The following is a 15,855-nucleotide window of genomic DNA, read 5'->3' on the forward strand; positions in this document are numbered from 1 at the left end:
GCTTCCTTGCGGTTGGTTGCTTCTAATATCAATTCCGGTTGCACTCCTCCGGAATAGTTGACTGTTGAATCGGGATCGAAAAACTGCATGGTTGATTGTTAACTGTTGACTCTATTTTATGATTCCGATGCAACCGGAAACGATATGACAGAAATTTCGCCATGTGCCTCAACGACCATTTTGCAAAATGCTAAACCCAACCTATTTGAGATAAATCCTTTCAATTTCAGCCCCCGCGAGGGGTTTAGAAAATAAATAACCCTGTCCAAATTCACAGCCGAGTTGTTGGAGGCACTGAAGTTGCTGAGTCGTTTCAATGCCTTCGGCAATGACGGCAAGTTCGAGTTGATTACTCAGAGTAATAATGGTGTTAACGACTTGATAGTTGCGATTTCCTGCTTGGAGCTGATTGACAAAAGACCGATCGATTTTGAGGTTATCCACTGGAAAACAGTGCAAATAACCCAGGGAAGAATACCCCGTCCCAAAGTCATCAATGCTGATCTGAATTTGCCGCGATCGCAATTGTTCAGTCAGCCCCATCGCCTTCTGAGCATTGTCCACGATCGCGCTTTCGGTAATTTCCAGTTTCAGGTGAGCGGGGTTGACGGCGGTTTCTGCCAAAACCCGATCGATATCAGCCAATAGGGTCGGGCAAGTAAATTGCCGCACAGAAAGGTTCACGCTCATGGTTAACTGCGTCCAGCCCCGTTGCTGCCATGCACGCAATTGCTGACACGCCTGCTTCAACACCAGCATCCCGACTGGCACAATCAGCCCTGTTTCCTCCATGCAGGGGATAAATTCTCCTGGTAAAACCATGTCTCGATCCGGATGCTGCCAGCGTACCAGTGCTTCAAATCCAACGACCTTTTGGGTTTGAAGATTCACAATCGGCTGGTAGTAAGTGACAAACTCTTGATGTTCCAGCGCTCGCTGCAAATCATTTTCCAGCGTCAGGCGGTTCAGCATTGCCAAAGACATCTGGCGATCGAAGATTTGATAGCAGCCTTTACCTCGAAGTTTAGCTTTGTACATTGCCGTATCAGCATCTTGCAAGGGTTCTTCCGGTTGTTGATAAACACTACTGCCTAGAGCAATGCCGATACAAGCAGTCATAAAGAGTTCACAATCGGCAACCACAAACGATGTGTCAAAGCCCCGTAGAATAGCTTGGATAAATGGTTCAAGGGCGATCGCATCATCAATTTGGTGCAGCAAAAAGCAAAACTCATCCTCACCCATACGCGCTAACACGTCGCCGGGGCGCAGATGATGCTGTAACCGTTCTGTGATGGCGATCAGCAATTGATTGCCAATAGCGTAGCCAAAGGAACCATTCACCAGTTTGAACCGATCGCAGTCTAGATACACCACCGCAAAGGAGGATTCCCCAGCTTGTAAAACCTCAGCCAACTTCTGAAGCAAGAAAGTCCGACTGGGTAGCGTTGTGAGCGCATCCTGAAAAATCATGGTTTGCAACTGGGCGGTTCGCTGTTGCACCGTTGCTTCTAATCTGGCATTGAAGGTTACTAATTGCTGATATTGTCGGTGGATGCGTAACATCGATCGCACCCTTGCTGTTAACTCCAAGCGATTCACGGGCTTGCTGATAAAGTCATCCGCCCCAGCCGTCAAACATCTTGCGAGCTCCGTTTTGGTTGTCAGGGCAGTCACCATAACGATCGGCACAGCTTCCCATTTGGGCATAGCTTTAATGCGTTGACAAACTTCAATGCCATCCATCCCTGGCATCATCACATCCAGCAAAATCACATCTGGCTCAAAGAGGTTTAAGGAATCGATCGCTTCTTGTCCGCTGGCAGCGTAATGCAATTGATAGTCTCGATCGTTCAAGAGAGTTTCAAGCACATCAAAGTTATCGGGTTCGTCGTCAATGACCAAAACAGATGGTACATTCATGAGTTATCTTCCTGGGAAGTTAAAAGCTGTTGAATGGTGGCTGCTAACTGCTTGAGCTTAACGGGTTTACTAAGGTAATCATTAGCTCCGGCGGCAAGGCAACGATCGCGATCACCCGTCATGGCTAAGGCAGTTAGGGCAACGATCGGCACATCAACTAAGTTTGGATCGCGGCGGATCTGCTGCATAGCTTCTAGACCATCCATACCAGGCATTTGAATGTCCATCAGAATTAGATTGGGGTTTTCCGACTTGGCCAGGGCGATCGCCTTCTCTCCATTCTTAGCCAAAAGAATGCGATAGCCTTTAGCTCTCAGGTAGCTCGAAACCGTACTGATATTGGCTTCGTTGTCTTCGGCCAGCAAGATTAAGGGAGAACCTTCCTGTTCGGGCTGGCTGGGTTCGATGCGGGGCTCGGTCTGGGATTCTAGGTCACCAGAGGAGGGCGCACCAGCAGTGCAGGGAAGGTCGATCGCGAAGCAACTTCCTACACCCACCTGGCTAGTGAGCAACACCTGCCCGCCGTGGAGTTCGACAATGCGTTTCACCAGGGCAAGCCCCAAGCCAGTGCCTGTATATTGACGATTCAGGGCGCTATCGATTTGGATAAAGGGCTGAAACAGTTTGTTGATATCTTCTGGGGCAATACCGATGCCCGTATCGATGACAGCAATTCGCAGGGTTTCTTTGACAAAACAATGAGGTGGGGAATCGGCAGAATTTGGATCTGCCTGGCGCTGTTGACGGCTGACTTCTAGGGTAATGCGTCCTCCTTCTGGGGTAAATTTGACGGCGTTGTTGAGCAGGTTAATTAAGACTTGGCGGATGCGCCGTTCATCAATCAATAAGTCGGGCAGATTGAGTTGCAGTTTAGTCTCTAGCTGGAGGCGTTTTTGCAGGGCTTGTTGTCTGATAAATGCTAGACTGGATTGACAGAGATGATTGACCGAAACTGGGGTGCAATCCAGCTCCATTTGACCCGATTCAATTTTGGCTACATCCAAAATGTCGTCGATCAATTCTAGTAAGTGAAAGCCACTGCGCTCGATGGTTTGTAAAGCTTTAATTTGTCGTTCGTTGACGATGCCAAAAACTTGATCTTGTAGCCCCTCGCTCATGCCCAGAATGGCATTGAGAGGAGTGCGGAGTTCGTGACTCATATTGGCTAGGAATGCGTCTTTGAGCCTTGTAGCGCGGATTAATTCTTCGTTAGAAATGCCGAGTTGGGCGTTCGTTTCGGTCAGTTGAGCTTCTGCTCGTTGACGTTCGGTTAATTCTGTCTGTAATTGCTCAAAAAGATTAGACTGCTGAATGGCGATCGCTAATTGGTTAGCCGTTTGTTTAAATAAATTAATTTCCCAATCTTCCCACTGGCGCGGACGATCGCACTGATGGGCGATCAGTAATCCCCACAGAGATTGATTCAGAATAATTGGAACTACAAGTTTAGCTCTGACATGGATGGATGCGAGGAATTCAATCAAGCAGGGTAAGACTGACTGGTTTTCATCTTCGCGATCGCTGAGGGCATACACTCTTCCTTGGAGATAGCGATCATAGTTCTGTTTTGGGAAAACCTCTTCAGGAAAGACGATATCCAGAATCTTAGGCCATTTTGGCAAAACAGATTCCGCAATGGCAGCCCCCGTTCCTCCAGGAAACACGCGATAGACTAGCACTCGATCTGATTGCAAAACCTGATGGACTTCCTCAACAGTGACATTGAGAATCTCGTTTAGGTTCAGAGATGACCGCATCCTTTGATTAATCGATCCCAGCAAGCGTTCCTGTTTTGCTTGTTGTTCCAATCTCAGTTCGGCTTGTTTGCGATCGCTGATATCCGATAAAACTCCCTGGATATTAATCACTACTCCTTCAGCATTTGTAATAGCTGTGATGCTGGTTCTCACCCAAATATAATTACCATTGTTGTGGTGATGTCGGAACTCTGAATTACTTGAGTTTTTAGAAAAATTGATATTCTGCTCATAATCACTATTCACGAATAAGAGATCGTCTGGATGCACCAGCTCTATAAACGGCTTACCAATCCATTCACTCTCTTCCCAGCCAAAAATATTCTTGAATTGCGGTGAGAGATAAGTGATAATGCCATCTTTATCAGATGACCAAATCACATCTTTACCTCCTTCTACTAGCCGCCGGAATTTACCTTCACTCTCTGCTAATCGAGCCTCAATCTGTTTGCGATCGGTAATGTCTTGGATCAAGGTCAGTATATAAATCAGTCCGTCGTTGCTCGATAGGATTGAGGCAGTAATGGCGATTGTGCGTTTCTGCCCATCTTTACGCTGGATTTCCCTTTCCTGGGCAATAAAGCTTTCCCCTTCTTGTATCTGTCTGAGGTTGGCGATCGCCTGTTCTTGAGCCTCTAAATCCGGGTACACACTTTGATACCAACCCAAGTGGTTGATTTCTTCTAAGGTGTAGCCCGTAATCGCTTGCATTTGCTGATTCCAGACCGTGAAGCGGACCAAGGGAAATTCCTCAACTTCATGGAAAACGCACAGCCCTTCTGCCATGTTTTCTACAATTTGTTGACGGAAAGTATTTTCCTGCTGAAGCGTTGCTTCGGCTAACTTGCGATCGGTAATGTTGAAGTGAATGGCTAGATACTGAAAAGGCCGCCCTTGTTCGTCCAGAAAGGGGACGATGGTGCTGGCAACCCAGTACAGGCTACCGTTCTTCGTGCCGTTGCAAATTTCACCGCGCCAAATCAGACCGCTGGCAATGGTGTGCCACAGGTTTTGGAAAAAGTCGGGGGGATGGTAGCCAGAGTTTATCAGGCGATGGGTTTGGCCGATGAGTTCATCGCGGGAGTAGCCAGAGACTGCACAGAAGCGATCGTTGACGTAGGAGATCACTCCTTGATCATCGGTGATGGCGACACTCGCGGAATGATCGAGGGCGAGTTTGAAAGCGGAGAGTTCTTGAATTAACTGCTGCCGTTCCAGTTCAATCTGTTTGCGATCGGTAATATCAAAGTTGACCCCAATCATGCTCTGGGGATTGCCTTGGGCATCTCGCACCACCACTCCATTGGCTTTAATAAAGTGGATGCTGCCATCAGAATGCAAAACCCGATACTCGGTATTGTATTCTGCCTCTCCCAAGACAGCTTGGTGAAGCAAATTTTCAGTGGAGATGCGATCGTCGGGATGTAGTAGCTCGTTTACCCAAGTATCATAGGCTATACGAGAATTAGATTGTTTCGTGAGACCAAACACTTCGTGTAGCCGCTCATCCCCAAGGATGGTGTTCTGTGCAATGTCCCATTCCCAACAGCCGATCGCCCCAGATTTGAGGGACAAGGCGAGACGATCTGATAGTTTCTGTAGTTCTGCTGCGGTTCGTTTGCGATCGGTAATATCTTTGGCGATGCCTAAAAAGCCCATAATTTGATGATTAGCATCCTTGAGGGCGGTGATGGATAGGGACACAGGAAAGCGAGAGCCATCTTTGCGAATATAGCTCCACTCTTCTTCACTGATCGTGCCTTGGCGGGCTTTGGCAACAAAAACTTCAAAGCCAGGAGGAATATTTTGCCCCTGTTCAACAGAGAGCAATCCTGCCCGATCGATTACCTCGTTTACATCGTGGATGAGTATGGGTGTGACTTTGCCAACTATTTCTGCGGCACTGTAACCAAGCATCCGTTCGCCCCCGGCATTAAAGGTCTGGATGATGCCAGTTGGGTCAGTGGAAATGATGGAATAATCAGCACCATCGAGGATAGCGCGTTGCAGGCTGTTGACTTGCCAAAGCTCTTGGGTGCGTTCTGCGACTTTTGCTTCTAGATGTTGGTTGAGTTGGTACAGTTGTCGCTCGGCCTGTTTGCGATCGCTAATGTCTCTAATCATAAACAGGGCTTCATCTTCGCTGCTTTTGACAACTCTGACCTCTTGATCTTGCAGGCGATCGCCTATCTGCACCTGTTGTTCATAAATTTGCAGTTCTCCTGTGCGTAAGGCTTGTTCTAGGTGGTGTAGATGTCGGGTTGCAATCTCTGCTGGCACAACATCTACCATCGCCAAACCAGCATTATCAAAATCTGTGGGGAGAATGTCGATCTCACGATTGGCTGTCACAAATCCCCGATAAATACCATCGGCACTCACGCGAAACATGAAGTCTGGAATTGCTGCTAATATGGCTCGGCTTTGGGCTTCGCTTTGGATCAGGGCAGCTTCGGCTTGTTTGCGATCGCTAATATCCCGAGCAATTTTTGATGCGCCAACGATCTTTCCAGTCCCATCTTTAATAGGAGAAACCGTAAACGAAATATCCATTAACTTTCCATCTTTGTTTTGTCGCACAGTTTCATAATGAGTAACGGCTTCTCCTTGCTGAATTTTTTCCAGAATGGATGATTCCTCATTCCTGAGTTCAGTGGGCCTCAGTAGGAGTATCGATTGACCGATGACTTCCTGAGCCTGATAACCAAATAGTTTTTCTGCCCCTGCGTTCCAGCTAACGATCGCGCCATCTAAAGTTTTACTGATGATGGCCTCCGCAGACGACTCGACAATAGCTGCCAGTTGAGACAGGGCGACTTCTGTTTGCTTGCGATCGCTAATATCTGTAACAGTGCCTACATAGCCGATGGCTTGCCCCTCTGTATCGAGTTCGGCAACAGACTGCCCATAGACCCAAGTCACCCCACCGTCGGGACGTTGAAAGCGGTATTCGAGTTGGAAGGGACGATTTTCTTCGATAGATTGCTGCCATTCGGTGGCAATCGCGACGCGATCGTCGGGGTGTAGCCCTTCTCGCCATCCGTCTCCGAAGGCGCTTGTTGGGGTGAGTCCGCTAATTTGACACCAGCGATCGTTAACATAGATGCAGTTGCCCGCAGCATCGGTGCGAAAAATCCCCACTGGAGACGCTTCCACTAAGGTGGCGTAGCGTTCTTCGCTCTCTTGCAGGTGGGCTTCAGCTTGTTTGCGATCGGTAATATCTGTAACTGTGCCCAAATAGCCGACTATTTGCCCCTTGGCATCCTGTTCAGCGACGGACTGCCCATAGATCCACGTCACCACACAGTCGGGACTTTGAAAGCGATATTCGAGCTGAAAAGGCTGTTGGTCTTGGATGAATTGCTCCCATTCGGCGATGACCCAATCGTGATCGTCGGGGTGTAGCGCTTGTTGCCATCCGTTCCCAATGGCAGCTTCTGGTGTGAGTCCGGTGAGCTGAAAGTAGCGCTCGTTGATATATGTGCATAGCCCCGCAGGGTCGGTGCGAAAAATCCCCACTGGAGCCGCAGCCGCAAGAGTAGCATAGCGTTGTTCGCTCTCTCGCAGGCGGGCTTCGGCTTGCTGTCGTTCCCTCAGTTCCTCCTGCAATTTTTGGTGGGTGGTGGCTTGCCCAAGAGCGATCGCCAGATGCACCGATAAGGCTTGCACGAGTTCGATTTCTTCCGGTTGCCACTCGCGGGGATGCTGGCTTTCGCTGGCATTAAGCAAGCCCCACAGTTTATCGCCACACAGAAGAGGTACTAAAATTTTGGCTCGCGTTTGGAGGCGGATCAGCAGATTTCTGTGACAGTCTGACATTGCGATCGTGTAGATATCCGGCACAACGTGAATCCGCCCCAGGCGGTACATCTCAGCCTGGTCTTGCTTAAACCAGGTGTCCTCGATCCGTTCGCCGATCAGAGACAGGGACGAGTCGGTGGATTCTGCTACGGCACTGACTTGCCCATCGGCTTCAAACTGCCAAATATTGACGCGATCGCAGCCCAACACTTGCCGCACCTGCTCGACAGTCGTATCCAGAATCGTTTGCAGGCTCAGGGACGAGTAAATTTGCGTGGCTAGCTCTGCGACTAATTTTTCTCGTTCCGCCTTAGCTTTGAGGGCGATCGTTCGGGCTTCAACTTGCTCCTCTATGATATTTTCCAGCATTTGAATCTTCTCCGCCTCTAGGCGCACCACTTTCTCTTCCAACTTCTGGGCCAGCTTGTAGAGTTCCAGCGGGTTGAGGGCTTGCAGCAAACTGGTCTGGGTGACGATGCCCAATAACTCCCCTTGCTCGCTCGTCACTGCCAACCGCCCGCTCGATCGCTGCTCCATCATCTGCTGCACAGTCCAGAGCGAATCGTCGGGTCTAACGGCAAAAATCGGCGTACTCATTACCGCCTGTGCCGTACAGGTTTCCAGGTCCAAGCCCAATGCCTGAAATTGTACAATATCCCGCTCGGTAACAATCCCCACCGGAATTTGCAGCCGTTCTGGTCGATCGCCCTGTTCCACAATCATCACGGAACTGACGCAGTGCTGGGACATCCGTTGGGCGATCGCCAGCATTGAACTATCTGGTGTCGCACAAATGACCTCACTCGTCATCACCTCAGACACCAGCCGCAACCGCAAGATATCTACAGGGCGAGAGGTTTGCCGCAGACTTTCATGAGTCACCAACCCCACGAGGCGATCGTGCTCATCTAGGATGGGCAAATGGCGAATGTGATACTGCTGGAGCAAACTAATAGCAAAAAATAAATCGGTCAAGGCAGACTCGTGCAGGGTGACGACTGGATGGAGCATCACCTCCCGAATTGCCAAATTCTCTAAGGAACGCTGCTGAGCACTCAGTAGCACCACGTCCCGCTCTGTCAAAATACCGAGCAACTGCCTGTCTTCCATGACCAATACGCAGCTTGACCGTACCTCTAGATGGAGTTGAGCCCGTTGTCCATCCACAGTTTTGGCGGCATCACAGATAGCTCGCATGCCACTCATCTGGGCGATCGCATCCATCACTGTTGTATCCGGTGAAACCACCAAGGGTTCCCGGACGATCGCAGCCCTGAGTTCTACTGGAGTGAGAGCCGTAGTACGAATGAACATGGGTTTATAGGGTTAGAATCTGTATCACAGAATCTCTGCACGTCTGTGTACATCAGGTCATTTTGCGTAGGTTTATGCCTAATTGTATCCGTCCTTCCCATGAACTGGTGTTAAGTAAGTAGGCGGGGAAATTTTATAAGTATGTAACTGAATATTAAGAGTCGTGATTGGAGTTAAATTTTATCCGTTTCGTGCTGTAGTTTCCTCTTTCTCCTCTAGTTTCCACTCCCTGAATGACTTCGTAGGCAAGTGTTCTAAGCTGCTACGCATTTAAATTGAATCCAGATCCGGGTTCTCCGGCCAGTTCCACAATAATTGTAGAAAAATTGACTGTCAAATTAGAGGCACAACAGCTTAGCTCGTCATCCAACATTTTTCCTACTTCTTCATCTTTTTTAATGTGTTGCCACTCCTATTCAATTGGGTTCATTTCTGAACAATATGTGGGCAATAACAAGATGTATGAACCTTAATCGATCGCCTCTATATTGAGTTATTTTAGTAGATATATTTTTTATATTTACTTATTATTTTAACATAGTTTTTTTTAGCACAGACTTACTTATGTTTTTTTATTAACCACAGAGGGCGCAGAGAAAGAGAAGAGATAGAGAGAATGGCTTTTCTCTTATTTTTCAGTCCCCCTCTGCTAGGACCAGAGTTTGTGTAGACGCGGTTTCAACCGCCGATTCTTCTCTTCCCTTCTCTATTCCTAATCGCTTTCTAGAATGCTTGCAAGCAAAGCTTGCTGAGCGTGCATCCGATTTTCTGCCTGATCCCAAACGCGCGATTGACTGCCTTCAATCACTGCATCGGTAATCTCTTCATCCCGGTGTGCGGGCAAACAGTGCAATACAATTGCATTCTTATCTGCTAACTTCAGCAATTGTTCATTTACCTGATAGGGTTCAAACAAAGGAATCCTGATTTTTGCTTCCTCTTCCTGTCCCATACTCGCCCAAACATCAGTATAAATCACTTGAGCATTCTTAGCAGCCGCTTCGGCATCAGCAGTTACAGTAACTTCTGTTTTTCCCTGAGCAATTGCCTTAGCTTTTGCCATAATCTCATAATTAGGTTTGAAATCTTCAGGACAAGCAATTCTGACATTTATCCCGGTCATTGCACAGCCCAACATCAGCGAATTTGCCATGTTGTTACCGTCGCCAAAATAAGTCAGGGTCAATCCTTCTAGCTTGCCAAAACACTCTTTTACTGTCATTAAATCCGCCAGCACTTGACACGGGTGTTCGTCATCTGTCAGCGCATTAATCACAGGGATTTTCGCATAATTAGCAAAAGTTGCTAAGTCCTTTTGCTCGAAAGTCCGAATCGCCAAAATGTCTAAATATCTGTCTAAAACCCTGGCTGTATCTACCAAAGGTTCCCCGCGGCTGACTTGGGTAACGTTGGGATTAAGGTCAATCACTTGCCCTCCCAATTTGTACATTGCTACCGTGAAACTTACCCGCGTTCGCGTTGAAGCTTTGGAAAATAACAAGCCAAGAACTTTATTGCGTTTCAGCTTGACCATTCCCGATTTTAAACTGGTTGCTAAATCCAGCAAATAATTTAATTCGTCAATGCTTAAATCTGCCAGACTTAATAAATCTCGCCCTTTTAAGGAATCCATGCTTTCCCCCACACACAAATTTTTAACTGTGTCTTAAATCTTAGCCCGCAGAGGCTGGTTTTGTTTCTGTAACTCCTAGTTGACATCTGCGGGTAAGGTTTATGCGGGCAATTGCTTGATCGCCCGATCGATCGAATCGCAACCTTGTTCAACCGTTTCTACCACAGCCAACACGCCCCGCAATTCCCCAGCGCCGGGGAAACCCTTAGCATACCAGGTTAAGTGCTTGCGCGCTTGGCAAACACCGCTTTCACCTTTATATTCCCACAAAGCCCGCAAATGTTCCTTAGCACATTCGAGACGTTCAATTGGTGTCGGAGCTATCTTTTCCACACCAGTTTTCAAGAAATAATCAACTTCTCCAACCAAAAAAGGATAGCCCAAAGTTCCCCGCGAACACATCACTCCATCTGCGCCGGTTTCTTCCAGACATCGCATCGCTGCTTCCACTGAAAAAATATCCCCGTTAGCAATAACTGGAATCGATAAAACTTCTTTCACTCGGCGAATCCACTCCCATTTTGCCGGGCCGGTGTAACCTTGCGATCGAGTGCGGCCGTGCACGGTAATCATTTTTGCTCCCGCATCTTCCATCCGCTTCGCAAATTCCAAAATATTAATTTCTTTGTCAGTCCAACCAATCCTAGTTTTAACCGTGACAGGAACATCTACCGCTTCCACAACTGCGCGCACAATGGCCTCAGCAGTTTCGGGATCTCGCAGCAAAGAAGAACCGCCACCATTTTTAGTAATTTTGTTAACCGGACAGCCCATATTAATATCAACTGTATCTGCTCCTTCTGCCACTGCCTTCTGCGCCGCTTCTGCCAAGAAATCCGGCCGACAGTCAAACAATTGAATGCTAATCGGACGCTCGTTCGGGTCAACTTCCATAATTCTCGGCAGTTGCTTCACGTAGTGCAAACCCGTAGCGTTCACCATTTCCGTGTACATCATCGAATCCGGCGCGTAGCGGCGCACTAGGCGGCGAAATACCAAATCGGTAACGCCGGATAAGGGCGATTGCAGGACGCGGCTTTTAACTTCAAAATCGCCGATTTTGAGCGGAGTTGCTAATCTTTCTTGTAATTCTGGAGATAGAGTAAGCATAGTCGATCGCACTTTAATTCTAATATCTGTATATTATACTACACTTCTGATAATTTACAGTTGTTAACTATATTTTTAGCCGATTATTGAGTGACAGCTAAAAGTATATTTAACCTGACCGCAATGCCTATTTTACACATCCTGATCGCCCGAATTTGAATATTGTGAAACCAGAGTCCAAAGGGCAACCCCGACCACAGTTAAATCTCTGTGCCACTTCGATCTATCTATGGGGTGTGACCATTAATGAGGGATCTACCTACTAAGAGTGTTGCCCAAGTCATATTTTTCTTGTTTAATTCTGCCGAATGCTCTGCCTGCCTTCTGTTCCGGCTGCCTTCAGACGATTAATGCTTAAATTTATTGTGATTCTGCAAAAGCCGTACATCAGATCGTTTTAAACTACAATTGGTGGATTCCTGACGACGCCGATCGAACATTAAAAAAATTGTAGAGAATTCCTATGGACGCCGCAGCACTCTGGCAACGCTATCAAGACTGGCTTTACTATCACGAGGGATTGGGACTTTACCTCGATATTAGCCGCATGGGATTCGACGACGCTTTCGCAGCAGCACTGAAGCCCAAATTTGACAAAGCTTTCAAAGATATGGCAGCTTTGGAAGCAGGTGCGATCGCCAATCCAGACGAAAACCGCATGGTGGGCCACTACTGGCTGCGAAACCCTGATTTAGCTCCCACTCCAGAATTAAAACAAGAAATAGTCGAAGGCATAGCACAAGTCGAAGCATTTGTCAAAAAAGTTCAAAACCGCGATATTAAACCGCCCTTTGCTCCGCAATTTACCGACATAATTTCGATCGGCATCGGCGGTTCCGCCCTCGGCCCCCAATTTGTCTCCGAAGCTTTATCGCCAGACATTCCGCCCCTAGCAATTCATTTTATCGACAACACTGACCCGGCTGGGATCGATCGCATCCTTAACAAAATCAAAGACAAACTCGCCAGCACCTTAGTAATTACTATCTCCAAATCCGGCGGCACCCCCGAACCCCGCAACGGGATGATCGAAGTTCAAAAAGCCTTCGCCGCCGAAAAACTGGATTTTGCCAAACAAGCAATTGCCATCACCGGAGTTGACAGCCAACTCGACAAATTAGCCAAATCCGAAGGCTGGATTACCACTTTTCCAATGGCAGATTGGGTGGGAGGACGCACTTCCGAATTGTCAGCAGTTGGACTTTTGCCAGCAGCTTTGCAAGGTATCGACATTCGGGCGATGCTCGACGGCGCTAAAGTCATGGACGAAGCTACCAGAACCACCGAAATCAAACATAATCCCGCCGCCTTGTTAGCAATGTCCTGGTATTTTGCTTGCAACGGACGTGGCGAAAAAGATATGGTAGTTTTGCCGTATAAAGATTCACTGCTATTGTTCAGCCGCTACTTGCAGCAATTAGTCATGGAATCGATCGGCAAACAGGAAGATTTAGACGGCAACACAGTTCATCAAGGAATCGCAGTTTACGGCAACAAAGGCACCACCGACCAACACGCTTACGTCCAGCAACTCCGAGACGGCGTGGCGAATTTCTTCCTAACATTTATCGAAGTTTTGCAAGACAGGCAAGGCATTTCCCCAGAAGTAGAAACAGGCGCCACTTCAGGAGATTATTTGTCGGGTTTGTTGCAGGGAACTCGACAAGCTTTGTACGAAAATCACCGAGATTCAATTACTGTCACCATTCCCCAAGTCAACCCTCGGACAGTAGGAGCATTAATCGCCCTCTACGAAAGAGCCGTAGGTTTTTACGGTTCTTTGGTGAATGTCAATGCCTATCACCAACCGGGCGTCGAAGCAGGCAAAAAAGCAGCCGCTGCTGTATTGGACTTGCAGCAACGGGTACTGCAAGTGCTCAAAGACGCCCAAAAACCTCTTTCTGTAACAGAACTAGCAAAAAAAGCAGGAAGACCAGAGCAAATCGAGACAATTTACAAAACTCTGCGGCATTTGGCAGCCAACGGGCGCGGCGTAGCTTTGGAGGGCAAATTAGGACAACCGGCGACTTTAACTGCAAGTTATCAAGAGAATTAAACAGTAGAATTAAACATTAAAAGTGACTAATTTCACTTTTAATGTTTAATTTTTAATTCCCCCATGCCATTAACGATTCTGGTTGCTGACGACGATTTCGCGACTCGCTTGTCGATTACTGATTATCTGGAAATTACTGGATACTCTGTAATCGCTGCTGAGAACGGCAAAGAAGCTTTAGGCTTGGTAGATGAATTTCAGCCACACTTGATTGTTACCGACATTACAATGCCGGAGATTGATGGCTACGAATTTGTGCGGCGAGTTCGGACTCGTCCCTCTTTCCGCTTGCTGCCGGTGATTTTTTTGACGGAACGCACGAGCACGCAGGAACGGATTCGCGGCTATCAGATGGGGTGCGACAATTATCTGGCTAAGCCTTTTGAACTCCAAGAATTGGGGGCGGTAATTCGCTCTTTGCTCGATCGCTACGCTCTAATCGCTCAGGCGCCCTCTCGTTCCCCGGAACCCGAACCAACGCCAACAGAGACACGCAGCAGAGCCAATGACAAGCCAGAAGCAGATTTTTTAACTCAAAAGTCAAACACAGGCGATTCCCTACGGGATAGCTCCGCTTCACGGGCCTCTCCCAGCCAAAATGCTCCGACTTTGACTCAGCGAGAGCGACAAGTGCTAGATTTGCTGACAGAAGGTCTTTCTAATATTCAAATAGGCTCCACACTCCACCTCAGCCCTCGAACGATCGAAAAGCACGTCAGCAGCTTGTTTAGAAAAACTGAAAGCAACAACCGAGCAGAACTCGTTCGCTTTGCGATGGAACACCATTTAGTCAGATAACCGCCAACGCTCTGGGCAAGAAAATTACCTGCACTTACTTACCACACTGAATAAATAACATCATGGTCAACAATTACTTAAAAAATCAGAAAATTCTATATGCTGCAGCATTAGCAGCTTCCATAATTTTCTGTATGGCCATGACCTCAATGGGAATCACCAAGTATTACAGCGTTTTACAGGGTGGAGACAACTATCACGATTTCCCTACCAGCGGTTTCAGCCTCATCCGAGTTCTAATTAACGGTTCCTACTTGATAGCAACAGTTACATATATTATTTGGTTAATTCAAAAAAAACAGACAAGTTCCAGGTTTCTAGACATTTGCAAGTATGCAATCTCCTTTCTGGCACTTGCTCTCATAGCTTATCCCCAAAGCAGTGACATTTATATTTACTTGCACTACGGAACAATGAGCTTAAATAAAATTAATCCTTATCTGAATAATCCCGATACCTTAATTTCTAACGTATCTCCCTTCCTCCACTGGGGGCAAACTTCTACCTACGGCCCCGTTTCTTTATTCTTTTTTGCCCTATCAGCACTTGGTGGAGTCATTAGCCCTTTACTAGCAGTTTATATTTTTAAAATAATCTGCGTGTTGGTACACACGCTCAATGCCTACTTAATTTGGCGGTTGCTAACAAATGCTGAAAACCGCAACCTCATAACAATGGCATATTTAGTCAATCCCATGCTATTGAACGAGCAAATAGCTAATGCTCACCTTGACGTTCTTCTTGCCAATACATTGATCGTTTTAATAGGATGTATTTATTACCAACGTTATGTTTTGGCAATTTTAGCAATTTGGGTAGGTTTTTTAGTAAAAACCTTACCTATAATTTGGTTACCCTTAGTTGTTGCTTTCCTCTGCAAGCAGCGTCGGTGGAAAGATGTAGCAGCATCAGTCTTGCTTTCTTTATTAATTATCGCGGTGATAACTTATACATTTATGCCAACAGTTTCAGCTTGGAGAAGTCTTTTAAATCCGGGAACCGCCGGGGCGACCGCTCGATCTTTTCAGCATGGAATCAATTTATTTCTGAATTTTTTGCCAAATGTAAGTGTTGAAACTAGGGAAAGTATTCTATCATTCCTCAAATATTTTGCGTATTTGAGCTGGATTGTTTACTATGCAGGGACGTTAATTAAATCATTATTCCGCAAAAAAGATTCGGAAATTAATTTGGTATCAGATATTGGATGGACGACTCTGACTTTGTTTTTGTTTGCTACACCTTGGCTAATGCCTTGGTATCCATCTATTTTGCTGCCAATTGCTGCTTTGAGTATCAATTCTCCCAATTTTGTATTGACAAGTTTAACTTTTTCTTTGTCACCCAGTATCATTTTGGGAGGGGGAGCTGGAACAACTCTGATCTCCCTAGTTACGAGTTTTGTTACCGTTGTCCCCCCTACAGCATTGCTAATATTCGGGCGGAAAAAGGCACTTTTTTAA

The 15,855-nt window shown here is 47.0% G+C and carries 7 protein-coding genes; 3 read left to right on the top strand and 4 right to left on the bottom strand.

The genetic code is table 11. From position 1 onward, the window contains the following. Positions 1-201 precede the first annotated feature (201 nt). The 4 genes from QUA70_RS06495 to dusB form a co-directional block, all read right to left on the bottom strand. Positions 202-1,923, bottom strand: coding sequence for an EAL domain-containing protein (locus QUA70_RS06495; protein WP_333345684.1), 1,722 nt, complete (start codon positions 1,921-1,923; stop codon positions 202-204). Then, the gene (locus QUA70_RS06500; protein ID WP_333345687.1) at positions 1,920-8,795 is read right to left on the bottom strand and encodes a PAS domain S-box protein; all 6,876 of its coding nucleotides are present in this window, start codon (positions 8,793-8,795) and stop codon (positions 1,920-1,922) included. The genes QUA70_RS06495 and QUA70_RS06500 overlap by 4 nt, the downstream gene beginning before the upstream one ends. A 712-nt stretch (positions 8,796-9,507) precedes the next feature. Further along, complete coding sequence (gene argF, locus QUA70_RS06505) at positions 9,508-10,428, bottom strand: ornithine carbamoyltransferase (protein WP_333345690.1); 921 nt, start codon at positions 10,426-10,428, stop codon at positions 9,508-9,510. Between the two features lie 99 nt (positions 10,429-10,527). After that, on the bottom strand, positions 10,528-11,538 hold the full coding sequence (dusB, locus tag QUA70_RS06510) for a tRNA dihydrouridine synthase DusB (RefSeq protein WP_333345693.1): 1,011 nt from the start codon (positions 11,536-11,538) through the stop codon (positions 10,528-10,530). A gap of 463 nt (positions 11,539-12,001) precedes the next feature. On the opposite strand from dusB, the gene QUA70_RS06515 reads away from it, so the two are divergent. The 3 genes from QUA70_RS06515 (at position 12,002) to QUA70_RS06525 (ending at position 15,855) form a co-directional block, all read left to right on the top strand. Further along, complete coding sequence (locus QUA70_RS06515; RefSeq protein ID WP_333345696.1) at positions 12,002-13,594, top strand: glucose-6-phosphate isomerase; 1,593 nt, start codon at positions 12,002-12,004, stop codon at positions 13,592-13,594. A gap of 63 nt (positions 13,595-13,657) precedes the next feature. Continuing rightward, a complete protein-coding gene (locus tag QUA70_RS06520) occupies positions 13,658-14,392 on the top strand; it encodes a DNA-binding response regulator (protein ID WP_333345698.1) in 735 nt (244 codons plus the stop codon). A 62-nt stretch (positions 14,393-14,454) separates the two neighbouring features. Beyond that, entirely contained in the window at positions 14,455-15,855 is a 1,401-nt protein-coding gene (locus tag QUA70_RS06525) for a hypothetical protein (protein WP_333333242.1), read from the top strand.

The sequence above is a fragment of the Microcoleus sp. LAD1_D5 genome, from assembly GCF_036702115.1.
Classification (GTDB): Bacteria; Cyanobacteriota; Cyanobacteriia; order Cyanobacteriales; family Microcoleaceae; genus Microcoleus.